This is a genomic window from Chitinophaga parva (assembly GCF_003071345.1).
GTDB lineage: Bacteria > Bacteroidota > Bacteroidia > Chitinophagales > Chitinophagaceae > Chitinophaga > Chitinophaga parva.
In genome coordinates this window covers 1,086,866-1,113,218 of sequence record NZ_QCYK01000002.1, presented here as the reverse complement: position 1 = coordinate 1,113,218, position 26,353 = coordinate 1,086,866, and the positions used below count along the sequence as shown (strand labels likewise).

Annotated in this window: 17 protein-coding genes; 12 read left to right on the top strand and 5 right to left on the bottom strand. The window is 53.0% G+C overall.

The genetic code is table 11. The features are described 5' to 3' along the window. The first annotated feature begins 8 nt into the window (after positions 1-8). From DCC81_RS14835 to DCC81_RS14810, 6 genes are all read left to right on the top strand, one after another. The gene (locus DCC81_RS14835; protein WP_108687394.1) at positions 9-263 is read left to right on the top strand and encodes a hypothetical protein; all 255 of its coding nucleotides are present in this window, start codon (positions 9-11) and stop codon (positions 261-263) included. 112 nt (positions 264-375) lie between these two features. Beyond that, complete coding sequence (locus DCC81_RS14830; protein WP_108687393.1) at positions 376-969, top strand: RNA polymerase sigma factor; 594 nt, start codon at positions 376-378, stop codon at positions 967-969. A gap of 85 nt (positions 970-1,054) precedes the next feature. Then, positions 1,055-2,230 carry a FecR family protein gene (locus DCC81_RS14825; RefSeq protein WP_165806595.1) on the top strand — a complete coding sequence of 392 codons (1,176 nt, stop codon included), beginning with the start codon at positions 1,055-1,057 and terminating at the stop codon, positions 2,228-2,230. A gap of 247 nt (positions 2,231-2,477) precedes the next feature. Continuing rightward, positions 2,478-5,720, top strand: a complete 3,243-nt coding sequence (locus tag DCC81_RS14820) for a TonB-dependent receptor (RefSeq protein WP_108687391.1) — start codon at positions 2,478-2,480, stop codon at positions 5,718-5,720. A gap of 25 nt (positions 5,721-5,745) precedes the next feature. Then, on the top strand, positions 5,746-7,194 hold the full coding sequence (locus DCC81_RS26135) for a RagB/SusD family nutrient uptake outer membrane protein (RefSeq protein WP_108687390.1): 1,449 nt from the start codon (positions 5,746-5,748) through the stop codon (positions 7,192-7,194). An 11-nt stretch (positions 7,195-7,205) separates the two neighbouring features. Beyond that, positions 7,206-9,194, top strand: coding sequence for an FAD-dependent oxidoreductase (locus tag DCC81_RS14810; protein WP_108687389.1), 1,989 nt, complete (start codon positions 7,206-7,208; stop codon positions 9,192-9,194). 85 nt (positions 9,195-9,279) lie between these two features. Here DCC81_RS14810 and DCC81_RS14805 read toward each other — a convergent pair whose 3' ends face one another. Both DCC81_RS14805 and msrA read right to left on the bottom strand, forming a co-directional pair. Then, positions 9,280-11,679 (bottom strand): ABC transporter permease, encoded by a 2,400-nt coding sequence (locus DCC81_RS14805; RefSeq protein ID WP_108687388.1) that lies wholly within the window; start codon positions 11,677-11,679, stop codon positions 9,280-9,282. Between the two features lie 147 nt (positions 11,680-11,826). After that, complete coding sequence (gene msrA, locus DCC81_RS14800) at positions 11,827-12,333, bottom strand: peptide-methionine (S)-S-oxide reductase MsrA (RefSeq protein WP_108687387.1); 507 nt, start codon at positions 12,331-12,333, stop codon at positions 11,827-11,829. A 248-nt stretch (positions 12,334-12,581) separates the two neighbouring features. Here msrA and DCC81_RS14795 point away from each other — a divergent pair, with 248 nt between their 5' ends. Together DCC81_RS14795 and DCC81_RS14790 are read left to right on the top strand one after the other, a co-directional pair. Then, positions 12,582-14,543 (top strand): glycoside hydrolase family 97 protein, encoded by a 1,962-nt coding sequence (locus DCC81_RS14795; protein WP_205686340.1) that lies wholly within the window; start codon positions 12,582-12,584, stop codon positions 14,541-14,543. A gap of 2 nt (positions 14,544-14,545) precedes the next feature. After that, positions 14,546-15,991 (top strand): family 43 glycosylhydrolase, encoded by a 1,446-nt coding sequence (locus DCC81_RS14790; RefSeq protein WP_108687385.1) that lies wholly within the window; start codon positions 14,546-14,548, stop codon positions 15,989-15,991. 91 nt (positions 15,992-16,082) lie between these two features. Here DCC81_RS14790 and DCC81_RS14785 read toward each other — a convergent pair whose 3' ends face one another. From DCC81_RS14785 to DCC81_RS14775, 3 genes are read right to left on the bottom strand one after another with little or no spacing between them, the layout of a single operon-like run. After that, entirely contained in the window at positions 16,083-16,469 is a 387-nt protein-coding gene (locus DCC81_RS14785) for a DoxX family protein (RefSeq protein WP_108687384.1), read from the bottom strand. A 17-nt stretch (positions 16,470-16,486) separates the two neighbouring features. Then, positions 16,487-16,972, bottom strand: coding sequence for an SRPBCC domain-containing protein (locus DCC81_RS14780; protein ID WP_108687383.1), 486 nt, complete (start codon positions 16,970-16,972; stop codon positions 16,487-16,489). Positions 16,973-16,984: 12 nt separating this feature from the next. Further along, positions 16,985-17,302: an ArsR/SmtB family transcription factor gene (locus DCC81_RS14775; protein ID WP_108687382.1), complete on the bottom strand. Its 318-nt coding sequence runs from the start codon at positions 17,300-17,302 to the stop codon at positions 16,985-16,987. Positions 17,303-18,007: 705 nt separating this feature from the next. On the opposite strand from DCC81_RS14775, the gene katG reads away from it, so the two are divergent. From katG to DCC81_RS14755, 4 genes are all read left to right on the top strand, one after another. After that, entirely contained in the window at positions 18,008-20,284 is a 2,277-nt protein-coding gene (katG, locus tag DCC81_RS14770; protein ID WP_108687381.1) for a catalase/peroxidase HPI, read from the top strand. A 573-nt stretch (positions 20,285-20,857) separates the two neighbouring features. Continuing rightward, positions 20,858-21,439 (top strand): RNA polymerase sigma factor, encoded by a 582-nt coding sequence (locus tag DCC81_RS14765; RefSeq protein WP_108687380.1) that lies wholly within the window; start codon positions 20,858-20,860, stop codon positions 21,437-21,439. Positions 21,440-21,582: 143 nt separating this feature from the next. Further along, positions 21,583-22,734: a FecR family protein gene (locus DCC81_RS14760; RefSeq protein ID WP_108687379.1), complete on the top strand. Its 1,152-nt coding sequence runs from the start codon at positions 21,583-21,585 to the stop codon at positions 22,732-22,734. A gap of 163 nt (positions 22,735-22,897) precedes the next feature. Next, positions 22,898-26,344, top strand: a complete 3,447-nt coding sequence (locus DCC81_RS14755) for a TonB-dependent receptor (RefSeq protein WP_108688255.1) — start codon at positions 22,898-22,900, stop codon at positions 26,342-26,344. The last annotated feature ends 9 nt before the right edge of the window (positions 26,345-26,353 follow it).

The window sequence follows — 26,353 nt, the reverse complement described above, 5'->3', positions numbered from 1 at the left end:
TTAAAAATATGCAAATAGCCGAAGCAGCCAATACATGGGAACCTGCATTTTATCTTTTGAAAGAAAAAAAATATGTTATTGAGCCGGAGCTTGATGAAAGTGAAAATATTGTGGGATGGAGCGCAAAAAAAGAGGATTTGATTGTTTATGCCGCCAGTCCTCTTTCCCTTTTAGGATTGGTAACGTTAGCAGAAACATATGGGGAAAATTGGCGAAAACTTGATTGCCGGGGACTGATGGACCAACTAATCGGTAACGATTAATAGTTTCGCAATAAATAAAGCAACCACGTCCACCTGAAAGAATTAAAATTCCCTGCAAATTTTTACTACTTTTAATCCACTTGCCACTGAAACCAAAATCCAGCGGGTGTGAATGATGCTGCCTACCACTAATGACACCGATGCCTCGCTGCTGCAAAGCCTCGCCGCCGGAAACGCAGCCGCATACCGCCTGCTCTTCGAACGCTATTGGGACGCCATCTACTCCTCCACCCTCCAGCTCACCAAACTGCCAGACCTTTCAGAAGACATCACCCAGGACGTATTTGCCATGGTCTGGGAAAAACGTACCCAGCTCACCGGCATCGACAACCTCCAGGCCTTCCTCTTCGTAAGCGCCCGCAACAAGATCTACAGCCGCCTGCGCAAACTGAGCAGCCAGGACCACTATGAACAATACCTCCGCCAGTACTTCCAGGAAATCCGCCACCAGAGCGGGGAAGCGGCCATCTACTCCCGGGACCTGGAGCTGCAGGTGCAGCGCGCCGTACAACAACTGCCTCCCCAGCAGCAACGCGCCTTCTGCCTTAGCCGCTTCCAGGGACTGGACCATGAACAGATCGCCCTCATCATGGGCGTATCGCGCGTTACCATCAAAAGCTACTTGGTACAGGCACTGGCCACGCTCCGCAAGGTGCTCTCCCACTACACCCTCCCCGTGCTGCTGGGCATTTTCCTGGGCCATTAATTTTTTTTCATTTCCGGCACCTCCCTTTTATCCACTCGTGCGTCAATGTTAATGTACGGCCTCCCAAATGCCGCAACACCACGTTATGGAATCATCCACCCTTGCAGCGCTGATCAGGAGATACATTAATGATGAACTGACTGAAACAGAGCTTTCCGCGCTGCTGGAAACCCTCCGCACCGATGAACACCGCGAACAGTGGGATACCGCCATGGCGGCCCTGCTGCAAGATACCACCGCCCACGGGCACACAGACCCGGCTACCCTGGAAAAGGTTTGGGAACGGTTGCAACCACCCCCACCGGCCATCCATCGCCCCCGTTCTTTACATACCATCCGCAAATGGGTAGCCGCTGCCGCCTTGCTGGCAGGGGTAGCGGCCGGCACTTATTATTTTACACAGCAATACACACCTCCTGTAAAACCGGCCAGCAAACCCGCCACCAGTACCTCCCTGGCTGTGAAGCCCGGCACCAACAAAGCCGTGCTCACCCTGGCAGATGGTACCCAGGTACCGCTGGACAGTACCGGCAGCGGTGCCCTGGCCTTGCAAGGCAACAGCCGGATCACGCAGCAGCGCAACGGGCAACTTACTTACACCGCTAACGGGAACGCATCAACGACCTTACAATATAATAACCTCCATGTGCCCCGGGGCGGCCAGTTCCGCATTACCCTCTCTGATGGCACCAAAGTATGGCTGAACGCCGCTTCCGACCTGCATTATCCGACCAGTTTTGGCCCCGGGGATCGCCGCGTGGAACTGAGCGGGGAAGCTTATTTTGAGGTAGCACAGCAGGCCAACCATCCTTTTAAAGTAGTTGTGAATAGTTCAGAGGTGCAAGTACTGGGCACCAGCTTCAATGTCTCCGCTTACGGCGACGAAGCCTTTACCAGGACCACCCTGCTGGAGGGCGCGGTAAAGGTGAAATCCCTGCAGGGAGAGGCCCGCCTGCGCCCCGGCCAGCAGGCCCAGATCCACACCGGTGGCCAGATCACGGTAAAGGACGATGTGGATATGGATGAAGTGGTGGCCTGGAAAAACGGCTACTTCCAGTTCAACCACGAGAAGATCAGCGGCGTCATGAACCAGCTTTCCCGCTGGTACGACCTGGATGTAACCTACCAGGGCACCATCCCGGACCGTGAGTTTGGTGGCCACATTTCCCGCAGCAGCAGCATTGAAGACATTATCAGGATATTGGAGCTCAGCAAGATCCACGTTAAAGTAGACAACAAAAAAATCACCGTTATGCCATGAAACAAAACATTCACGTTATGAAAAAGTAAATCCAAACCAAACCACTTTGCTGCCTAAAAAAAACCGGAAGTGTTGGAGCACTCCCGGCAGGTATTTGGGCAACAGTTGAAATCGTTCCGCGACCTCACCACACCTGGTACATTACCGGGAGGGGATTCTATTACCCAAACAAATCAAAAGTATGAATTTTAGTGCTATCAGGCGCCCGGCTTTTCAACCACCCGGGCTGGCCAAAACATTCCTCGTTATGAAACTGACTGCGATCATTTTATTAGCCGCATGCTTGCAGGTAACTGCAAAAGGGTACTCGCAGGATATCACCCTTTCAGAAAAAAATGCTCCACTCAAAAAAATATTCCGGCTTATTGAAAAACAGACCGGCTACGCCTTCTTCTTTGATCACAGCCTGGTGGACCAGGCGCCCAATGTGAGCATAGCAGCAAAGGCAGCCTCCCTGGAAAAAGTAATGAGCCTCTGCCTCCAGGACCAGCACCTCACCTACACCATAGTGGGCAAGAACGTCGTGATCGAATCGCGCGATGAAAAGGCTGCGCGTGCCGACGCGCCCGTGCTGGCCATGATCAGGGGAAAGGTAACGGATGAACAGGGCAACCCTTTACCCGGCGCCTCGGTAATGGTGAAAGGCAGCAAGGCAGGTACGGCTACCGCGGCAGACGGCAGCTTCCAGCTCAATGCGCCCAATGACGCCGTACTGGTGGTATCCTACCTTGGTTATGAAAATAAAGAAGTGGTGGCCAATGGCAATGCACCGCTCACCATCGTGCTGAAACTGTCTGTAAACACCACCACCGAAGTAGTGGTGATCGGTTACGGCACGGTGAGGAAATCGGACCTTACCGGCGCGGTATCGCAGGTAAAAGGCGCTGATGTGACCAGCCAGCCCGTATCCAATGCCATGCAGTCGCTCAGCGGGCGCGCGCCCGGAGTACGCGTGGTGCAAACCAATGGCGCACCCGGTGGCCCGGTAACGGTGCGCATCCGCGGTACTAACTCTATCCTCGGTGGCAATGAGCCGCTGTACGTCGTGGATGGCTTCCCGTATGATGGCAACCCTGACTTCCTGCAACCCAGCGATATTGCTTCCATGGAGATCCTGAAAGATGCTTCTTCCACCGCCATTTACGGCTCCCGTGGCGCCAATGGCATTGTGATGATCACGACCAACAGTGGTAAAAAGAACGACCGCACCCGCGTGGATTTCAATACCGGCTACGGCATCCAGTCCGTAACCAAGAAAATGAAGCTCCTCAATGCACAGCAATATGCCAAGCTGTATAACGAGCAGGCGGCCAATGATAACCTGGCGCCTTACTTCACCCAGCAACAGATAGACTCCCTGGGCTCCGCACCGGGCACAGACTGGCAGGACCTGGTGCTGCGCAATGCACCTTTGTCCACCACCTCTGCTACAGTGAGCGGCGGTTCTGAAAAGACCCGCTTTTCCGTATCTGCAGGGGCTTTCCTGCAGGACGGCATCATCCGCAATTCCAACTTTAAAAGATATTCCCTGCGCAGCAGCATTGAGCACGATATCAGCAAGATCTTCACCGTGTCTTACAACGCTACGCTGGTACAATACGGTGGCAACGAGCAAACCAGCCTGCTGGGCAACCGCGGCAGCGACGTGGTATCCGGTATGCTGATGGCGCCGCCCACGTTGTCCCCTTACCTCCCGAACGGTGGATACCGCCGCCTGAACACGGCTTATCCTTTTATTTCCAATGCCATCATCAACCCGGTGATGACCATCAATCAAACGTCTAACCAGTTAAAACGCAACCGCGTATTTACCAATGCAGCCATCACCATCAAGCCCCTGGATGGCCTGGCCATCCGCATCTCCGGGGGATTGAACAATGCAGATGACCGCCGCGACCAGCATTCCAATATTGAGCCGTCTAACAACTCCGTGGGCAGCGCTTCTGTAAGCACTGCGCAGACCACTAACCTGCTCAACGAAAACGTGGCCACCTATAACAAGACCTTTGGCCGCCACGCGATCAACGCGCTTGCGGGTATCACCTACCAGGAAAATACCAATACCACCTTGCTGGGCTCCGGCATTGGTTTCCTGAGTGATGTAACCGGTACCGGCAACCTCCAGAGCGCCGGCACACCGGGCATTCCCAGCACCAGCTATAACAAATGGGCCATCATCTCTTACCTGGCCCGCCTCAATTATACCCTGGATGATAAATACCTCTTTACCGTGAGCATGCGCCGGGATGGTTATTCCGGTTATTCCAAAGGCAACCAGTGGGGCAATTTCCCCTCCGCCGCTATTGCCTGGAGGGTATCCAACGAGCCCTTCCTCCGCAACTCCCAGGTGATCAATGACCTGAAAGTAAGGGCCAGCTATGGCGTGAGTGGCAGTAACGCCATAGGCGCTTATCAGACCCTGAACCTGCTCACTGCCTCCACCACCGTGTTTGGCGATGGCCAGCATATCGGGTATGCTCCCGGCAGCCAGCTGCCCGGCGATCTGAAATGGGAAACTACCTACCAGGGCGACTTTGGTGTGGATGCCAGCTTCCTCCACGGCGTACTGCACGTAACGGCAGACTTCTATGACAAACGTACCAAGAACCTGCTGAACACCGTGTCCCTGCCGGCTTCCATGGGTTACCAGACCACGGTACAGAACATCGGTGAGATCAGCAACCGCGGTATGGAATACGCCGCAGATGCTACGGTATTGGACCGCGCAGTACATTGGAATGTAGGCGCCAATATTTCCTTTAACCGCAATAAAGTGGTGAAACTGTACAATGGACAGGACATCTACGGCACCCCTGTGTACACCGGTTCTATCAATGATTATGTGAACCTGTTACGTGAAGGACAGCCTTTTGGCATCTTCTACGGTTATAAAGAAACCGGCTACACAGACAAGGGCACCATCCAGTATGAAGACCGCAACAAGGATGGCCTCATCAATGCCGCGGATAAAACCTACATCGGCAATCCGAATCCTAAATTCATCTACGGTTTTAACTCCGTGGCCACGTACAAAGGATTTGAGCTGACCGTGTTCATACAGGGCTCCCAGGGCAATAACATCTTCAACCTGAACCAGGCCGCCACGCTGGACCTGGGCATGGGCCTGAACTTGCCGGCCGCCGTAGCTACAGACCACTGGACACCGGACCATACAGATGCGAAATACCCGAAGATCACTAATACACTCTCCGGCAATATTTCCAACCGCTTTGTAGAAGATGGTTCTTACCTGCGCTTCAAGAACATACAGCTGGCTTACACAATTCCTTTCAAGGGCGATGCCATGAAGTGGTTCAAAAAAGCACAGGTATATGTGAGTGGGCAAAACCTGATCACGCTGACCAAATACTCCTGGTACGATCCGGAGATCAACGCCTACACCGGCACCAGCCAGGTAATGCAGGGCATTGACTACACCACCTACCCGGCCTTTAAATCCGTGACCTTCGGCATCCGCTGTGGTTTCTAAATCTTTCACCGTTACAATTCCTCGTATGAGATATAATCTTGCATTCATATGCTGCCTGCTCTTTTGCACTTCCTGCTCCAAGCTGCTGGAAGAAAAACCGCAGGCCATTGCAGCCAGTAATTTTTATAACACCTCCGCAGAAGTGCAGGCAGGCCTGAACGCCATCTATGTACCCCTGCGCAAAGACGGTACCATGGCGGCTTTGTACCAAACCCAGTTAGAGATCTACACGGAGTATATGTATGGCCGGGGCAGCCATGCACCGCTGAATAATTACCAGGGACTGGACAATACCAACATTACCCGCATCAATAACATGTGGAGCGGCTTTTACGAAGCCATCCGCGATGCCAATATCGTGATCCAGAAAACCCCGCTGGGCAAGAACATCAGCCAGGACGATGCTACGCACTTTATTGCGGAAGCAAAGTTCATGCGCGGCCTGGTGTACTTCCACCTGGTGCGCAACTGGGCAGGTGTACCCCTGCGCACGGAAGCCAACATGGAGCAGCAGGACCTGCCCCGTGCCAGCCAGGATGAGGTGTACAAGCAAATCGTGGACGACCTCACCGCTGCAGAAACCGGCCTGCAGGAAACCGGCCGCTTGCCCGGCGCGCCCACGAAATGGTCTGCCAAGGCCGTACTGGCCGATGTGTACATGAACATGCACCAGTATGACAAGGCGCAGGATGAAGCCAAACAGGTAGTGGAAAGCCAGAAATTCCGCCTGGTGAACGTGACCGTAGCCAGTGATTTTGATAACCTGTATGGTCCGGATGTAGAAGGATCGCCGGAAGAAGTGTTCTTCCTGAAGTTTTCCCGCACCCCCAATAACCAGGGCTTCACCTTCCCCATTTATGCGCACTACCCCAACTCCGGCTACTATCCTCCCGGTGGTTATTACACTTTTTACAGCGATACTGAAAAGAATACCTTCGTGAAAGCGTGGGATCACAACGACCTGCGTTATATTTATAACTGGTATTCCCAGACATTCGGCCTGGGCGCTACCACTATCCTCAATAAAAAGTTCAGCGATAAGACCACCACCACTTCCGGCGGCAATGATTACCCCATGTACCGCTACGCAGATGTGCTGCTCTTTTACGCGGAATGTGCGGCCCGCGTAGCCAACGGCCCCACGGCGGATGCCATGGAAAAACTGAATATGGTGCACCGCCGCGCTTATGGGAAAAACCCGCTGCTGCCCGATGCCACCGTGGATTTTAAACTGGCAGACTACCCCACCCTGGATGCCTTTGTAAACCTGGTGGTAAAAGAAAGAGGTTACGAAGATTGTGCAGAAGGCAAACACTGGCTGGACCTGAAGCGCCTGGGTACTGTAAAGCAGGTGATCAAAGCGATGAAAGGCATTGATGTGGCAGACAAACACCTCCTGTGGCCTATCCCGACAACAGAATACAATTACAATAAAGCCATCGACCCTGGTAAAGATCAAAACCCGGGTTATTAATTCCAGTTATCATGCTATTAAAGAAACAATTCATCTTTGTACTAGCCCTGGTGTGCAGCGCCACTACCAGCCTGTTTGCAGCGGCGCCACCCCGCCAGGTGGACATCTGTGTGTACGGCGGCACCTCCGCCGGTGTAATTGCAGCCTACACGGCAAAACAATTGCATAAAAGTGTGTTGCTCATTTCGCCGGACAAGCACCTGGGCGGCCTTACCTCCGGTGGCCTGGGTTATACGGACATTGGCAACAAATACGCCATCACCGGCATTTCCCGCGACTTCTACCGCCGCGTAGGCAAACATTACGGCAAGCTGGAACAATGGATCTTTGAGCCCCACGTGGCCGAACAGACCTTCCAGCAATATATCAAAGCGGCCAACGTGGAAGTGCTCTACGAATACCAGCTCGCGGATGCCAAGAAAGAAAACGGCAACATCACGGAGATCACCCTGACCGGCCCCCACCCCCTGACGGTGAAAGCCAAGGTGTTCATAGACTGTTCCTATGAAGGCGACCTGATGGCCAAAGCCGGCGTGTCTTATACCGTGGGCCGTGAAAGCAACGACGCCTACCACGAAACCTACAACGGGGTACAACTGCGGGAAAAGCACCAGTTCCCCGACGGCATTGATCCCTACAAAACACCCGGAAACCCCGCCAGTGGCCTGCTCTGGGGCATCAGCGATGCCAAACTGGACCCGCAGGGCACCGGTGATAAAAAAGTGCAGACGTATAACTTCCGCATTTGCCTGAGCAACAAACCGGATAACATGATCCCCATCACCAAACCGGCGGACTACGATGCCTCGCACTACGAATTGCTGGCCCGCCTGCTGCCTAAGATCAATGCAAAGAACCTGAATGCCATCCTGAAGTTTGACCTGATGCCTGATGGCAAAACGGATATCAACAATAATGGGGCCTTCTCTACAGACATGATCGGCATGAACTGGAACTACCCGGAGGCTGATTATGCCACGCGCAAAAAGATCATTGCCGCGCATGAAAGCTACACCAAGGGTTTGTTGTACTTCATAGGTCATGATGAACGCGTACCGGCAGCATTGCGTACAGAATTCCTGAAATGGGGCTACCCCAAAGATGAATACCCGGATAACAACCACTGGACACCGCAACTCTACGTACGCGAAGCAAGGCGCATGATCGGCGATTATGTGATGACACAAGCCAACTGCGAAGCCAAAGAAACCGTGACAGATGGTGTAGGTATGGCCGCGTACACCATGGACTCCCACAATTGCCAGCGCATTGTGGTGAATGGAATGGTGAAGAACGAGGGCGATGTGCAGATAGGTGGCTTTGGCCCTTACCCGGTATCGTACCGCGCCATTATCCCCAAACCGGAAGATTGTAGCAACCTGCTGGTGCCAGTGTGCCTTTCGGCCACCCACATTGCCTACGGTTCCATCCGCATGGAGCCCGTGTTCATGGTACTGGCACAATCTGCTGCCACCGCCGCCGCCGTGGCGATAGACGCACACGCCAGCGTGCAGCAGGTAGACGTGAAGAAGGTGCAGGCTATGCTGATCAGCAACCCGCTGGCAGACAACAGTACACCAGAGATCCTCGTGGATAATGACGATGCCACGCACGTGACCATCACCGGCGACTGGGCCAGGGATACCCGCGGCTGCTACGGCCCCAACATGTTCACTGACAACAGCAAAGGCGCCACTGAAAAGAAGGTGCGCTTTACGCCGGAAGTGAAGAAAGCAGGCCGTTACCACGTGTACACCTATGTGCCCCGCCTGCAGGGACATGCCGCCGTAACCTTGTCTACCATCAACGATGGCAAGACGAGCAAAACCGTGAAGATCTTATCTGAAACCGTAAAGGTGGAAGGCCAGACCTCCGGTGAGTGGGCAGACCTGGGTACTTACCAGCTGCCTGCGGGCAACCAAGCCTGGGTGGAGATCAGCAACACCAAGGCAGATGGCGCCGTAGTGGCGGATGCCGTGTTGTTCATCCCGGAAAAGTAATATAACGGAACCGGTTTATAACAGAAAGGGCTGTATCAATGTGATACGGCCCTTTTCATTTGAAATGTATAATGTGCTTCCTGCGTTATTCCGTCCGCATGCTCTTCACGGGATCTGCCAGCGCGGCTTTGATGGCCTGGAAGCTCACGGTGCAAAGCGCGATGGTCACTACCAGTAGTGCCGGCCCTGCGAAGATGGCCCAGTTCAAGGTAATACGGTAAGGGTAGTTCTGCAACCATCTATTGGCCGCCAGCCAGGCCAGTGGCGCGGCAGCGACAAGCGCAATGAACACCAGCTTTATAAAATCGCCGGAGAGCTTAGCGGCAATGTGCTGCACGGAGGCACCCAGCACTTTGCGGATACCGATCTCCTTGGTACGTTTTTCTGCCGCCAGTACAGACAGTCCAAATAAGCCAATGCAGGAAATAAAAATAGTCAGTACGGCGCTGAATAAAATGATCTGTTTCCACTTTGCCTCTGATTCATAGGCACGCAGGTTCTGCGCATCCTTAAATATATATTCGTACGGGCTAAGCGGGAAATACTGGTGAAAATCCTGCTCAATATTTTTCAAGGCCGTAGTGGCGGTATTGGGTTTTATTTTGATATAGAACATACCGTACGGGTTGGTGTTCTTCATGGTAAACAGCTGGGGCCTTATCTGTTCGTTCAGGGCGCTAAAATGATAATCTTTAATCACCCCGATCACCGTGTAGATATGATTGTTCTCAAAATTGAAATTCACCGTTTCCCCCAGCGGGTTTGTCCAGCCGGCCTTCTTTACAAAGGCTTCATTCACGATAATTGACTGCACAGAATCAGCGGGATGGTCTGCAGAAAAGTTGCGGCCCATGATGAGGGGGATCTTCAGTGCAGGGAGGAATGATTCATCTACCGTTTCATAGTTAAAGCCGATGGCAGAATCGTTCTTTAACCGTGCGCCGGTCATCCAGTTGCCGCCATTTTTAGGCGCCACCATGGCTATCTCGGGGTGTTTGAGCAGCGCGGCTTTGAAGGCAGCTGCTTCCGTATGGCGCATGTTGTCTTTGCTCACCAGCACTACGTTGCTGTCGTCATATCCCAGGTCTGCCTTCGTGAGATAATCAAACTGGGCATAGATGGTGAAGGTGGCAATAATGAGGAAGGACGCGAGGGTGAACTGCAGCACGACCAATGACTGCTGCAGGTAGTTCTTCCCTTTCAGGTTAAACCGGCTGTAGAGTGTTTCCACCGGGCGGTAGCCGGATAATACCAGGGCCGGGTAAAACCCTGCCAGTAAACCCGTGAGCAGGAACATACCGATATAGCCTGCCACCAGTTTTGCATCCAGCAGGTAGCTGAGCGAGAGCCGCTTATTAGCCAGGTCATTGAACAGGGGCAGCACCAGTTGTGCCAGCAGCACCGCCAGGATAAATGCAATGCCGCACAGCAGGAAAGACTCTCCCATGAACTGTATCACCAGCTGGCGGCGGTCGCTCCCTACTACTTTGCGGATGCCGATCTCCTTGGCGCGTTTTACCGAGCGTGCCACCGTAAGGTTCACGAAGTTGATACAGGCTATCATCAATACAAACAGTGCAATGCCGGAAAGAATATAAGAGTAAATGGGATTGCTGCTGTGTTGCAGGCCATTCGTTGCAGAGAGATTAGTGCTCAGGTGCATATCCGCAAAGGGCTGCAGATAATAGGTACCCATAGGCTGATTGGGGTCCTGCTTATACCGGGCCAGCATTTCTGTGAAAATAGCACGTGCATCCCTTTCATAGAACCGTGTCATCTGGTTGGAGACCACCCTGGGATCTGCATGGGGGTCCAGTACCACGAAGGTGCTGAGGAAAAAAGTGAACCAGGATTCGCTGTTCTGCATCTGCTCTTCCTTAGCCGTGAAAGGCACCAGCATGTTATATTGAAGCGAAGAGTTTTCCGGGCAGTTTGCCGTAACGCCGGTCACTGTGAATGGCACAAAAGCATCCTCCTCCTTGATCATCATTGTTTTACCCACTGCGTTGGTAGTACCGAACTGCCGCTTGGCTTCGTCTGCGGTGAGCACGATGGAATGCGGTTGGCGCAGGCACGTCCCGGGGTTGCCGTTCAGCATCGGGAAGGTGAAGACCGACAGGAAGTTGGGATCCACAAACAACAGCTCTTTGCTCTTTATATCCGTACCCGTTTTGATATCGCGGTTGCCCGAATTGACGCGCACAAACTCCTTGATGCCAGATACGTTCTGCGCAAAACGGGGGCCTTGCAACAAGCCCGTGGCCGTCATATAATTCACATCTGCGCCATTGGAAGCTTTGGACACGACGCGGTAAATATTGGGGCCGTTCCGGTGAAAACGGTCAAAACTCACTTCGTCCTTCACATACAACAGTATCAGCATGGCGCAGGCCAGGCCAATGCTGAGGCCTGCCACATTGATGAAAGCATAGGCCTTATTGCGCCGGAGATTGCGCACAGCGATCTTAAGATAGTTGTTTAACATAGCGTAGCGGTAGGGTAAGCCCAACCGGGTTCAATGGATATGCCAATTCCGCGATGGCCGGCCCATGGCGGCTAAGCGGGGTGGGCGCCATGGGCAGATTGTCCGATTGCGGACAAGGGCTGTGCGGGGATGGACAGGGTTCGCCTGTTACTTCGCCTGCCCTTCCGGCAGCGCCCATTCCGGGCGGATGTAGTGGCAGGTATACCCATAAGGATTTTTCTGCAGGTAATCCTGGTGCTCCACTTCTGCATCCCAGAAATCGCCGGCAGGCACCACCTGCGTTACAATGGGTACGGCCCAGATATGAGCGGCGTCCAGCTCCTTAATGAGCGCTTCGGCAGTTTGCTTTTGCGCATCGTCCATATAAAAGATAGCGGAGCGGTAAGAAGTGCCTATATCATTTCCCTGGCGGTTTCTCGTGGTAGGATTATGGATCTGGAAGAAGAACTCCAGCAGTTTGCGGTACGACAGCTGTTCAGGATCGAAGATGATCTTGATACCTTCCGCATGCGTACCATGGTTGCGGTAAGTGGCATTGGGCACATCCCCGCCGGTATACCCCACCCGCGTTTCAATAACCCCCGGGAGTGCGCGGATCAACTCCTGCACACCCCAGAAACAACCACCTGCTAATATTGCTGTTTGCGTTGCCATATATCTTTGTTTTCTGCCTGGAAGGCAGCACGATCTGTGCCAAAGACGGTATTGCCATATTGGCTTGAACAGACGGGGCCAGGAACGGCAAAATTGACATCCTCCCTCTAAACACTTTCTTTGCCCCGTGGCAGGCAGAAGATTGCATTATCCAGGCATAATCACTATTTTAACCGCCCGGCAGCCTGCTATACAATTCCACGGCTGTGGCAACCAGTCTCAAACAACAATCACACGAACGGAAAACTATGAAATTTACACATCGAATGACCGCCAGCCTGTTGCTGCTCTGCAGCCTGTCTGCCGGAAGCTTTGCCCAGGGCAGGCAAATCGATTTCACCTCGCCGGACGGCCAGCTGAAACTGCACTTCAACCTGGCAGATAAGATCTACTACAGCGTAGCTGCCGGTGGCAAGGAACTGCTAAAAGAAAACCACCTGGGCCTTACCCTGGCCAATGGTACACTGGGCGAAAACCCCAAACTGGTAGCCTGGCATACCATCAAAAAGCAGGAAACCATCACTCCCCTTGTGCCCATGAAATTCTCCACGGTGAACACGGAGTACAATGACCTGCAGATGGACTTCAAAGGCTATTCGGTGGAATTCCGGGCGTATAACGATGGTTTTGCCTACCGCTTCATCCTTAAGCAAAAGGGGGATGTGGAAGTAATGAATGAAGATCTCACCCTCAACTTCCCACAGGAAGCCTTGCTGCACCTGCAGCAGAGCGGAGGCTTCCGGACCTCTTACGAAGAGCCTTACCGGCACGTATCTTCCACGCAATGGAAACCGGAAGACCACATTGCCACCCTGCCAGCCCTCATCGATACCAAACAGGATTATAAAATACTGGTCAGCGAGTCCGACCTACATGACTATCCCTGCATGTTCCTGAAAAGCGGCGGCAGCAACGTAGCGCAGGCCACCTTTCCCAAAACACCGCTGGAATTTGGGCCGGACGGGGACCGCAGCCTGAAGATCACGAAAGCAGCGGACTACATCGCTAAAACAACCGGCACCCGCAACTTCCCCTGGCGCTATTTTGTAGTGGCGCATGACGATAAGCAACTCCTCGAAAACACGATGAACCTGCGCCTGGCAGGCCCCAGCGTGTTGAAAGATGTATCCTGGATCAAGCCCGGCAAGGCCAGCTGGGAGTGGTGGAATGGCGCCGCACCCTACGGTCCGGATGTGAATTTTGTGTCTGGTTTTAATACTGATACCTACAAGTACTTCATCGACTTTGCATCCAAATATGGCATCCAGTACATCGTAATGGACGAAGGCTGGGCAAAGACCACCGAAGATCCTTTTACCGCCAACCCGAACGTGGACGTAAAAGAACTGGTAAAATACGGCAACAGCAAGAACGTACACATCGTGCTCTGGCTTACCTGGCTCTGTGTGCATAACCACATGGAGCTGTTCAAAACCTTTGAAGAATGGGGCGTAAAAGGCGTGAAGATCGACTTCATGGACCGCAGCGACCAATGGATGGTGAACTATTATGAAAACGTAGTGAAGGAAGCCGCCAAACACCACATTGTAGTGGACTTCCACGGCGCCTTTAAGCCTGCGGGCCTGGAATTTACCTACCCCAACCTTCTCTCCTACGAAGGCGTGCGCGGCATGGAACAAATGGGTGGCTGCACACCGGACAACAGCCTGTACCTGCCCTTCATGCGCAATGCCGTGGGGCCCATGGATTACACACCCGGCGCCATGTTCAGTATGCAACCGGAAGACTATGCATCTGAACGCCCCAACGCCGGCAGCATTGGCACCCGCGCCTACCAGATGGCCCTTTTTGTGGTGTTTGAAAGTGGCATTCAGATGCTGGCAGATAATCCCACGCTGTATTACCGCAACCCGGACTGCACCGAGTTCATTGCCTCCGTGCCGGTAACCTGGGATGAAACCAGCGCCCTGGCAGCAGACGCAGGCCAACTGGACGTTGTAGCCAAAAGAAAAGGCGACAAATGGTTCATAGGGGGTATTACCAACAACCAGGAAAAAACGAGGGATGTGAATATCAACTTCAGCTTCCTGCAGCCTGGTAAAACTTACACCATGACCTACTTTGAAGATGGCATCAATGCCGGTCACCAGGCCATGGATTACCGTAAGAAAACCATCCAGGTAAAACGGGGCGATAACTTCACGATCCACATGGTGCGCAACGGCGGTTTTGCGGGCGTAATTGAATAAGCATGAACCGGAACTTCTTTCTTTTTATCACCTTGCTGCTGGCCATTATGAGCCAGCAGCAAGTGTTTTCACAGGGCCGTAATTTCGATAACAACGGCCATAAAATGATCCGCTTCAGCAAAACCGGTGACGCCATTGACGCGCACGACGGGGAAATAGCACAGTTCAATGGGGTTTACTACCTCTATGGTACCAGCTATGATTGCGGATTCCAGTGGGGCAATAAAGCAGCTCCCTTCTGCGGGTTCAAAGTTTACACCTCCACCGACCTGGAAACCTGGACGGACAAGGGTTACCTCTTTGACGCCACCACACCTGTATGGCAAACCCGCTGTGATGGCAAGACCTATGGCTGCTTCCGGCCGCACGTGATCTATAACAAAAAGACTAAACAATACGTGTTATGGATCAACGTGTATGACAATGTATCCGGCTACCGGGTATTCACAAGCGCCACACCCACCGGACCTTTCACAGAAGTAGCGGAGCCCGCACTGGCCGTGAACAGCAGCATGCCCGCTGCAGGCCTCAACAACGGTGACCACGATACTTTTGTAGATGACGATGGTACGGCTTACCTGGCTTATACGGACTGGCGCAGTAATGGTTCCATCGTGATTGAAAAACTCAGTGACGATTACCTCACCGGTAGCGGGCAGGTGGTGCAGCACGTTACGCCCGGTGCTACAGAAGCACCTGGTTTGTTCAAGCGGGATGGCCGTTACTACGTCGTATATTCTGATCCCAATTGCGGTTATTGCTCCGGCACCGGCACTGCATACCGCACGGCTCCCACCCCGCTGGGCCCCTGGTCTGAAGGGAAAAAGATCAGCGATAACTCCTGCGGCGGGCAGCCATCATTTGTATCCGTGATCAAGCTCAATGCAAAGACGGTGTACCTCTACGGCAGTGATCTCTGGAACAATGCGGCGAAGAACGAGGCCCTGGCAGATTACTACTGGGCGCCGCTTACGTTTGCGGCAGATGGCTCCATTGAGCCCCTGCAATGTAAAGAAACATACCGGCAGCCTAAAGGTAATACAAGCCTGGAGGAAGGATTCCACCCGGTGGCGGATATCACGGATTCAACACAGCGGAAGGGAAGCTTTACAGGCTTTGCGGATGGCAAGTTGGCGAAAATGAGCATTACCCTCTTCAAGCTGGATAACCCGGACCAGCCGTTGGAAGTGCAATTATTTAAGACGGATGCAAAGGGAGAACCGGAAGGCAATGCACTTTACAGCGGGGAAATAGCAGCAGCGGAAATAGGATGGTCTCCAAAGAGCATATGGATACAGCCACGCATTCATGTGAAGAAAGGGGCCAATTACATCTTTACCTTGAAAACCCGCGCTGGCAAAGGCGCTTATGGCGTAGCGATAAAAGAAGATGACGGGAGGCCCTTGTTGAAATTTGAACCGTTTGTAGCCGTGAGGTCACGTAAATAATATCAGGTTGAAATATTTTAAAAACAGGAAAGCTGCAGACAAAGATGTTTGCAGCTTTCCTGTTTATATGCAATGTATAACGGTAAGGTAGCTACGCTGCTGTTACATTCAGCTTACGGTTGTCCGGCCGCAGCGCCCAGGATGCCACGATGAGCAGCAACGTAATAAACGCTGCAATGCTGTGCGCAAATGTATCATGCGCAAAGATATGCGAAGCCGCGGCACCGGACATCAGGAAAAAGAACCCGGCATATGCCCATTCTTTCAGCAGCTTATATCCCGGCACCAGGATGGCAATAGTGCCCAGGATCTTCCAGGTGCCCAGGATAAACATCATGTACAATGGGTAATGCAGCGCTACAAAGCCCACCTGGGCATAATCCGCCTGCAATACCTGGCTGATACCGCCAGACAGCATTCCCCAGGCCAGCAGGCCGGTAACGATCCAATAGAGAATTTTCTTTGTTTTTGCGTTCATAGTGTGTTTGTGTAGGATTATTTGTATTGATTCATTACTTCCTGTAGGCGGTCGTGGGCCATGTTAGCACCAGGGGCCATGCCCATGCGGATCATATCATCACGCTCTTTGTTGCTGCGGTAAATGGTTTGCGTGGTCAGCTTACTGGTATTATCCGTCAGTTTGGTGAACGTGTGAAATTCCAGCTGCACACTGGGCTCTCCCTGCTGGCTGTCCATCTGGAAAGTGCGCACCAGGCGGACGGGTGCTTCAATATCATGGATCACTCCATAGAAATTGAAGGTTTGTCCGCTGGGGTCTTTCACGGTGTAATGCCAGGCGCCCTGGGGCTGGGCGTCCAGTTTTTCAACGGTCATTTTTGCATAATCATTGCTCATCCATTGGGCCAGCAGCGTGGGGTCTGTATGTGCCCGGAAGAGCAGTGCTACGGGCAGGTCAAACTCGCGGTTGATAAAGAGTTCCTGTTTTCCCGGTTCAGCGGTGATCTTGGTACGGTAATCCATAGCGTGTGTGTTTTATTTTTTAAAAGGTTTCATGATCTCTTCCAGCTTGTTGAAGCGGTCGTCCCACATTTTTATGAAGGGCTGCAACCAGTCCTGTACTTCTTTCATTTTTTGCGGATTAAAGTGATAGTAGATCTCCCGGCCAGCGGTTTCCTGCTTCAGCAGTTCACATTCCGTCAGGATCTGGATATGCTTTGAAATGGTTTGCCGGGAGGACTTGAATTGCTCCGCAATGGCACCCGGCGTCATGGCGCCCAGCGCTACCAGCGTAAGAATGGCCCTCCGTGTCGGATCGGCAATGGCTTGAAATACATCCCTTCTCGTTTCCATAATATGCAGCTATATGACTGCAAATATACGTGCAGCCATTTGACTGCACAAAATTATTTTTTCACTTTTTTATAAAAAGCAGTGAAAAAGCCCGCCTTTTTAAGGGCTGGGAAAAGGCTCATACCTGGAAGGAAAAGCTCACCTTTTTAAAGAACAGGGAAAAATTTGAAGAAAAGTGAAAAACCAGCCCTGGGAAGTGGCCGGTTCAGCAGTGCTTCGCTCGCCTGGGCCACATGGGCTGGGCTTAGGACAGGTGCCACATGACACCTGCCCCTATTCCGGGGCTACCAGCATTGCCCCGGAACCGCGGCACAAGCCCCAGGCCCATGATAGTAAACGCCGCATTTCTAATAAAGCCTTTCTTGCTATATTCGTTGCACGCATGGCTATTATTGTTTCTCCAGGGATAAACGGGTCTTTTTCCAGCTATAGGCAGGCTTTATAACATTACGGGGATGATCCATAACCAGCCCGCCGGCACCGCGCCACATGCAATATCTACTACATTCCGCCGGAAGGCCTTCCGTTAACCTTTATAAATTGTACCGGCTCTTCACAAGGAGTAGTAATAAGTTTTAACTATTAAATCATAGAATTAATAAATTTTATTTATCGAAGGAAGGCGCCTACTTTTACCGGGCAATTGACACAGACCACGTTTCAATCATATTCGCTCACTTCTTTTCAGACCATAAAAATTTTACCATGGCAAACGAGTCACAAGACATCAGCAAATGCCCATTTCATAATGGCACGATGAAAAACAGTACTGGCGGCGGCGGTACGCGCAACCGGGATTGGTGGCCCAACCAGTTAAAGGTGAGCCTCCTGCGCCAGCAAGCGCCCCAATCCAACCCGCTGGGCCCTGGTTTTAATTATGCCGAAGCCTTCAAAAGCCTCGACCTCGACGCCGTTAAGAAAGACCTGCATGCACTCATGACCGACTCGCAGGACTGGTGGCCGGCCGACTTCGGGCATTATGGCCCCCTGTTCATCCGCATGGCCTGGCACAGCGCAGGTACCTACCGCGTTACAGACGGCCGTGGTGGCGCCGGACAGGGACAACAACGTTTTGCGCCACTGAACAGCTGGCCTGATAACGTAAGCCTGGACAAGGCCCGCCGCCTGCTCTGGCCTATCAAACAGAAATATGGTAACAAGATCTCCTGGGCAGACCTCCTGATCCTGACCGGCAATGTGGCCCTGGAATCCATGGGCTTCAAAACATTCGGTTTTGCCGGCGGCCGGGAAGACGCCTGGGAACCCGATGAATCTGTATACTGGGGCGCTGAAACCACCTGGCTGGGTGGTGACCTCCGTTACGCCCATGGCTCACCCGGCGTGGAGAAAGACCAGGCAGTATTGTCTGCCGATGAACCGGCAGACGGCGACATCCACTCCCGCAACCTGGAAAAACCACTGGCGGCGGTACAGATGGGCCTCATCTATGTAAATCCTGAAGGCCCGGATGGCAACCCTGATCCCATTGCGGCCGCACGTGATATCCGTGACACTTTTGGCCGCATGGCCATGAATGATGAAGAAACCGTAGCCCTCATAGCCGGCGGCCACTCCTTTGGTAAAACCCACGGCGCCGCACCGGCCAGCTACGTAGGCAAAGAACCGGAAGGGGCCGACCTGGACATGCAGGGCCTGGGCTGGCAAAACAGCTTTGGCAGTGGTAAAGGAGCAGACACTATCACCAGTGGCCTGGAAGTAACGTGGACCACCACACCCACGCGATGGAGCAATAACTTCTTTGAGAATCTTTTTGCCTACGAATGGGAGTTGACCAAAAGCCCCGCCGGCGCCCACCAATGGGTAGCCAAAAATGCAGATGACATCATTCCGCATGCGTACGACAAGAACCGCAAAGGCAAGCCCACCATGCTGACCACGGACCTGTCACTGCGCCTGGACCCTGCTTATGAAAAGATCTCCCGCCACTTCCTGGAAAACCCGGACGCATTTGCAGATGCTTTTGCCCGTGCCTGGTTTAAGCTCACCCATCGTGATATGGGGCCACGTGCCCGCTACCTGGGCAAGGAAGTACCGGCAGAGATACTGATATGGCAGGACCCCATTCCCGCAGTAGATCATCCGCTGGTAAATGATAGCGATGTAACAGCGCTCAAATCCACAATACTCGGCACCGGCCTTAGTGTGGCTGAACTGGCATCGGTGGCATGGGCATCTGCCTCCACCTTCCGTGGTTCCGATAAACGCGGCGGTGCCAACGGCGCCCGCATACGCCTGGCCCCCCAGCGCTACTGGCAATCCAACAATCCTGCACGGTTGCAGAAAGTGCTCACGGCACTGGAAGGTGTGCAGCAGGCATTCAACAGTGCTGCTACCGGCGGTAAAAAAATATCCATTGCAGACCTGATCGTACTGGGTGGTGTAGCCGCCGTGGAAAAAGCTGCTAAAGATGCAGGCCATGACATTACCGTACCATTTACACCCGGCCGCATGGATGCCTCCCAGGAACAAACCGATGTAGAATCTATCGGTTACCTGGAACCCCTCGCAGATGGTTTCCGCAATTACCGCAAAGCTAAATTGCCCGCATCTACAGAAGCTATGCTGATCGATAAGGCGCAACTGCTCACCCTCACCGCACCGGAACTAACTGTGCTGGTAGGTGGCATCCGTGCACTCGGCGCTAACTACGATGGCGGTAACGATGGTGTATTCACCAAGCGCCCCGGCCAGTTGACCAACGACTTCTTCGTGAACCTGCTGGATATGCGCACAGCATGGAAGGCGGTGTCCGCAGACCGTGAGTTGTACGAAGGCAGCGACCGCACCACCGGCGAATTAAAATGGACCGCCAGCCGCGCGGACCTGGTATTTGGTTCTAATGCTGAACTGCGTGCACTGGCGGAAGTATATGCCAGTGCGGATGGCCAGGAGAAATTTGTGAAGGATTTTGTAGCCGCATGGAATAAGGTGATGAACCTGGACCGTTTTGATGTGAAGTAATAAGTTCAACACGATAAATCAGATTGAAAAAGCCCCCGGTCGCGGGGGCTTTTTTCGTTTTCTGCGGTGCTGCCTGTCAGGATCATTACCAGGCAGCGACTAATAGCAGGTGCCATATTTTCAATCTATACACGCAAGTAATGATCAACATGCTTTTTCTCCTGCCGGTAAGGATTACCGGGCCATCACTCCACTGATCTTACGGCTTGTGATGCTCTCCGTGGTGATGGGGCTGTTCCTGGTGGTGTACTGCGTATTTCACATCAGTAATTAATGATGCCCTTCAGGCGCATAAATCTATTTTATTCACACTAGAACAGCCTTTTATTTTACTACACCCTGTTTTTTCTACATTAGTACAGGAACCCTTGCAGAAGTCGTGTCAAAAAAAACATTACGGGCACCTAAATCATTCGTAACGTATCCTGATTTTGTTATACCTTGCCCCGGAACAAGAGCATCTGCCCGCCAGCCAGCCAGATTTGAAATCGCATCACAAACATTAATTGCTGCAATCCACGTATGCCAGCAGTGATCTAATTTATTGAGTCATGTTTTTGTAGTTGTCTGAGTATGGGATACATTCACTACACGGACCCGGAGTTGTTGCAATTACTCAGGGAAAATAACCGGTCCGCCTATAACGAGATCTACAACCGGTACTGGAAAAAAATGCTGCTGGTGGCCTGGAACCACAGCAGGAATGAAGAACTGGCCAAGGATATTGTCCAGGAAGTATTCATTACCCTCTGGGAAAAGCGCCAGCAGCAGGATATCCAGGGCCTCTCCGCCTTCCTGGCCACCGCCGTCAAATACCAGGTATTTAAACATTACCGCAAGGAACAGCGCCGCACCGCACTGGCCCGGGAAAACTATACTGTTGAAACAGCCAGCCAGGACGAGGCCCTGCTGGAGGCCCGTTTCCTGAAAGACCTGATAGACGGCATTGTGGAAGAAATGCCGGAAAAATGCCGCCTGGTATTCCATTACAGCCGCAACCTGGGCCTTAATAACCATGAAATAGCCGAGCAGACAGACGTTACCCGCAAAACGGTGGAGAACACCCTCAACAGGGCCTTGCGCATTATCCGGGGCCAGCTCAGGAACCATGGCATCACCCTCTTTGCCATTGCCCATTTCTTCTTCAAAAAATAATTTTCAGACGGATAGGGTGCAAGCATCCTTTTATGGGCACTATCTATTGACAGCGACCAAATCAGCAACCGGTGTGCAATGGGTAAGGCCGGCTTACGCAATGCCACACCTTGTTAAATGACTTCCACGTTTTACCTGAACAAATGGATCTACAGAGAATTAATGAATTGATCAATAAGCTCGGCAATGGTACTGCCTCCCTGGCAGAACAACAGGAGCTGATGGATTGGTACCGGGCCACCGGCTACCAGGACGCTGCATTTCCCGGCAATGAGGAACAGGTACAGCAGGAATTGCTGCAACGCATTCATCATGCCACCGGCCTTCATCCGGTGCGTTCTCCCCGTTACCGCAAATGGGCGGTGGCCGCTTCCGTGGCCCTTTTGTGTGCTACCGGCGCAGGCCTTTATTTATCCCGGCGCCATGCCACACCCGTCACCTATGCCACCACGGCGGTAAAGCCAGGCAGCAACCAGGCCATCCTTACGCTGGCCAATGGTAAACAGATCGTACTGTCCACCACTGCCAACGGCAATATTGCCACACAAGGAAATGTACGTATTACCAAAGCAGCCAACGGGCAATTGCTGTACGAGGTAACAACCGGCAACACCGGTGCAGATACCACAGCTGCCCTGGCTTATAACACCATCAGTACACCGGCCGGCGGCCAGTATAAAATAGTGTTACCGGACCAGACCACCGTGTGGCTTAATTCTATGTCCAGCCTGCGTTTCCCGGTATCGTTCTCGCATACGAAGGAACGCCGTGTGGAGCTTACCGGTGAAGGATATTTTGATGTGGTACACAACGAGGCACAGCCCTTTAAAGTGGTAACGGGTGCTTTTGTAACGGAAGATATCGGCACGGCCTTCAACATTAAAGCTTATGCGGATGAGAACAACATCAGCACCACGCTGGTAAAAGGCGCCGCACAGGTAACCGCCGGCGGTGCGCCGGTGCTGCTGAAGCCTGGCCAGCAGGCCCGCTACCAGGGCGGCATCAGCGTCACTGCTGCCAACGTGGAAGCGGTGACCGCCTGGAAAGAAGGCTACTTCCGCTTTGATGATGATGCGCTGGAAGATATTATGAAAACCATTGCCCGCTGGTACAATGTGCAGTACGTATTTGAAGACGAAAGCCTGCGCAAAGAAACCTATGGTGCAGTGACCACACGTTTCAGCAACATCGCCACGCTGCTGAACCTGATGGAAAAGGCCGGCACGGCCCGTTTCAGAATAGACGGAAATACCATTATCATCAGTAAAAAGAAGGAGCTGCACAGCAATCCCTGATTCCTGGTCATCACATCATTATCAACCGCCTTCACGCGCCAGCCTGCCTGGCGCGTGCGGCCCTACACGTTCCACACCTAAACAGCGCTTTTATTACATGTGCATTCCCCTTACGTCCACGAACGGTAAGCCCCCGGGCTTCAAACTGCAATTCCTGCGTTTTATGAAAATAACATTCCTGTTGCTACTGGCCACCCTGCTACAGGCCCACGCCACCGCCTTCTCCCAGAAAATAACGCTGCATGAAAAGGGCATTACCCTGAAGCAGTTCTTCGTGGAGGTGAACCGGCAAACCGGGTACAACGTAGTGTGGTCTTCCAAGAACATCAAAGATCTTCCCAAACTGGATGTAAACTTTGATAACACCTCCCTGGAAACCGCGCTGGGCGAGGTATTGAAGAACACGTCCCTGCGCTACAGCATTGACGAAAAGAACATCATCATTGAACCGGCACCTGATGCCGGCATCACAAAAAAAAATCTGGCGCCGGCTCCCCCGGCAGACGTCACCGTAACCGGTAACGTGCGGGACGCCAAAGGGCAGATCATGCCCGGTGTAACGGTGATGGTGGCAGACAATCCTAAACAAGGCACCGTGACCGACGAAAACGGCAACTTTGTGCTCACGGTAAAAGAAGGCACGGTACTACGCATCTCCTCCATCGGTTTTGTGACACAGCTCTTCACAGTTACCGCTACCAACAAGGCGTTGAAAGTGGTGCTGCAGGAAGACATTCAGCACACAGAGGAAGTGGTGATCACCGCGTTTGGTAAAAAGGAACGCAAGGAAGCCATCGTGGGCTCTGTAACCTCCATCAAACCGGAAGAGATGAAGATCCCTGCCAGCAACCTTACCACGGCGCTGGCCGGGCAGGCGGCCGGTGTAATTGCTTACCAGCCCACAGGCCAGCCCGGGCAGGACAATGCGCAGTTCTTCATCCGTGGTGTTACCACCTTTGGCTATAAAGTGGACCCGCTCATCCTCATTGACAACATTGAGCTGAGCACCAATGACCTGGCGCGCCTGAACGTGGACGACATTGCCAGCTTCTCTATCCTCAAAGATGCCAGTGCTACAGCATTGTATGGCGCACGTGGTGCTAACGGGGTGATCCTCGTCAACACCAAGGAAGGTAAAATGGGCAAGCTGTCTATCAATGCACGCATTGAAAACTCCCGCTCACAGAACACCCGCTCTTTGAAGATCGCAGATCCTATCACATACATGAAGGCGTTCAACGAGGCCACCCTCACCCGCGATCCTTCCCAGCCCCTGCCCTTCAACCAGGACAAGATCAATAACACCATTGCCACCATGCACCATGAGCCGGGCTCCAACCCTTACGTGTACCCCGCGGTGGACTGGCTGAAAACGCTGATCAAAGACCATACGAACACGCAGCGTGGCAATATGAGCGTAAGCGGGGGTAGCCCGCTGGCACGCTATTATGTGGCTGGCTCTTACAACCTGGATCATGGCAACCTGGTGGAAGATACCCGGAACAATAACCACAACAACGTAAAGTTCCAGAACTACCAGTTGCGCTCCAACGTGAACGTGAGCCTGACCAAGACCACAGAAATGATCATCCGCTTCAGCGGTACGTTCAGCTCTTACCAGGGGCCGCTCACTACGGATGGTTCTTTCAGTTCTGATATTTACAACCTGGCGCTGCATACCAGCCCGGTATTATTTCCCGCTTATTACCCGGCAGATTCTGCGAACCTGACCACGCAACATATTCTTTTTGGCGCGCCCCCCGGCACCTTTAACGCCACACCTTTCAACAACCCGTATGCCTTGCTGCTGCGCGGACATAAGACTTCTTCGGAATCGCGGGTACTGGCACAACTGGAGCTGAACCAGAAGCTGGATGCGGTGACCAAAGGCCTTACCTTCCACGGTATTTTTGAGACCAACCGCTATGCTTATTTTGATGCCAACCTGGGTTACAATCCTTTCTACTATAACATCGGCTCTTATGACCGCAAGACCAATGTCTATACGCTTTCCTGGCTGAACCAGGAGCCCGGCGCGGCTACGGAATACCTGGGTTATTATCCCGGCACACCGGTGATCAATACCGGCGCTTACCTGCAGGGCAATCTCGATTACGTGCGCCAGTTTGGCAACCACAACCTGTCCGGCACCCTGGTAGGTACCATGCAGCAAACGGTTTATTCCAACGCCTCCTCGCTGGTAAATTCATTACCCCACCGCAACATGGGCCTTGCCGGGCGTGCAGCCTATAACTACAAGAGCAAGTACTACATGGAATTTAACTTTGGGTACAATGGCTCTGAACGTTTCTCCAAAGAACACCGTTACGGCTTCTTCCCCACCATTGGCGGGGGCTGGATGCTGTCTGAAGAAAAATTCTTTGCGCCACTGCTGCCCATCCTGAGCCGGGTGAAGCTGCGCGGCAGTTATGGCCTGGTGGGCAATGACAATATCAGTGACCGCCGCTTCTTCTACAGCTCTGATGTAAACCTGGCCAGCGGTGCCGGCGCGGAGTTTGGGACCAACCGTGGCTACAGCCGTCCCGGCGTATCCATCAACAATTACCCCGACCCGGAAGTAACCTGGGAAACGTCCCGGCAGATGAACCTTGCACTGGAGATCACTACACTGAAGAAACTGAACTTTACCGCAGAATATTATAACTACAACCGCTACAATATCCTGCAGAGGCGCTCTTATATCCCCACTACCAACGGGCTGGAAGCAGATATCTACGCCAACCTGGGCAAGGCCAACGCCCGCGGCATTGACCTTTCTGCGGATTATAAACAACAGGTGAACCGTGACCTGCTGGTATCTGCCCGTGGCAACTTTACGCTGGCTGCCAACAAGTATACTTACTACGAAGAGCCGAACTATCCCGAGCCATGGCGCCACACGGCGGGCCATCCCATCCGCCAGGGATACGGGTACATTGCGGAGCGCCTCTTCGTGGATGATGCAGAAGCGCAAAGCTCGCCCCAGCAGCTGTTCACCGCCGACAGTAAGGCACCCCGCGGTGGTGATATCAAGTACCGCGACCTGAATGGCGATGGCGTGATAGACCAGCGCGACCAGACCTTCATTGGCTACCCGCAGGTGCCCGAGATTGTGTATGGCGCCGGCTTTTCCGTGCAGTACAAAATGTTTGACCTCTCTGCTTTCTTCCAGGGACAGGCACGCGTATCATTCTTCATTGATCCGAGTAAAGTGAGCCCGTTCATCCAAAGCCCCGATGCTTACGTGTACGGCAACACCCAGTTACTGCAGGCCTTTGCAGACAGCCACTGGTCTGAAGACCACCAGGATATTTACGCACTGTACCCGCGCCTGGGCACTAATGGCAACGAGATCACGAACAACCGGCAAGCCAGCACCTGGTGGCTGCGCAATTCCGATTTCCTGCGCCTCAAATCCGCGGAGATAGGCATTTCCCTGCCGCCCCGCATGGCCAGGCGCTGGGGGCTGCGCAATGCCCGTCTTTACTTCAATGGCCTGAACCTGATCACCTGGAGCTCCTTTAAACTGTGGGACCCCGAACTGGGTGGCAACGGCTTTGCCTACCCTATCCAGAAAGTGTACAACGTAGGTCTCAACGTAAATCTTTAATCCACGGCA

Excerpts from the sequence above, each read along its gene's own strand:
- DCC81_RS14825 (WP_165806595.1), top strand. The coding sequence starts at position 1,055 with ATGGAATCATCCACCCTTGCAGCGCTGATCAGGAGATACATTAATGAT.
- DCC81_RS14785 (WP_108687384.1), bottom strand. The coding sequence starts at position 16,469 with ATGAACGCAAAAACAAAGAAAATTCTCTATTGGATCGTTACCGGCCTG.
- DCC81_RS14765 (WP_108687380.1), top strand. The coding sequence starts at position 20,858 with ATGGGATACATTCACTACACGGACCCGGAGTTGTTGCAATTACTCAGG.
- DCC81_RS14780 (WP_108687383.1), bottom strand. The coding sequence starts at position 16,972 with ATGGATTACCGTACCAAGATCACCGCTGAACCGGGAAAACAGGAACTC.
- DCC81_RS14805 (WP_108687388.1), bottom strand. The coding sequence starts at position 11,679 with ATGTTAAACAACTATCTTAAGATCGCTGTGCGCAATCTCCGGCGCAAT.
- DCC81_RS14810 (WP_108687389.1), top strand. The coding sequence starts at position 7,206 with ATGCTATTAAAGAAACAATTCATCTTTGTACTAGCCCTGGTGTGCAGC.
- DCC81_RS14760 (WP_108687379.1), top strand. The coding sequence starts at position 21,583 with ATGGATCTACAGAGAATTAATGAATTGATCAATAAGCTCGGCAATGGT.
- msrA (WP_108687387.1), bottom strand. The coding sequence starts at position 12,333 with ATGGCAACGCAAACAGCAATATTAGCAGGTGGTTGTTTCTGGGGTGTG.
- DCC81_RS14755 (WP_108688255.1), top strand. The coding sequence starts at position 22,898 with ATGAAAATAACATTCCTGTTGCTACTGGCCACCCTGCTACAGGCCCAC.
- DCC81_RS14790 (WP_108687385.1), top strand. The coding sequence starts at position 14,546 with ATGAACCGGAACTTCTTTCTTTTTATCACCTTGCTGCTGGCCATTATG.
- DCC81_RS14820 (WP_108687391.1), top strand. The coding sequence starts at position 2,478 with ATGAAACTGACTGCGATCATTTTATTAGCCGCATGCTTGCAGGTAACT.
- DCC81_RS14835 (WP_108687394.1), top strand. The coding sequence starts at position 9 with ATGCAAATAGCCGAAGCAGCCAATACATGGGAACCTGCATTTTATCTT.
- DCC81_RS14775 (WP_108687382.1), bottom strand. The coding sequence starts at position 17,302 with ATGGAAACGAGAAGGGATGTATTTCAAGCCATTGCCGATCCGACACGG.
- katG (WP_108687381.1), top strand. The coding sequence starts at position 18,008 with ATGGCAAACGAGTCACAAGACATCAGCAAATGCCCATTTCATAATGGC.
- DCC81_RS26135 (WP_108687390.1), top strand. The coding sequence starts at position 5,746 with ATGAGATATAATCTTGCATTCATATGCTGCCTGCTCTTTTGCACTTCC.
- DCC81_RS14830 (WP_108687393.1), top strand. The coding sequence starts at position 376 with ATGATGCTGCCTACCACTAATGACACCGATGCCTCGCTGCTGCAAAGC.
- DCC81_RS14795 (WP_205686340.1), top strand. The coding sequence starts at position 12,582 with ATGAAATTTACACATCGAATGACCGCCAGCCTGTTGCTGCTCTGCAGC.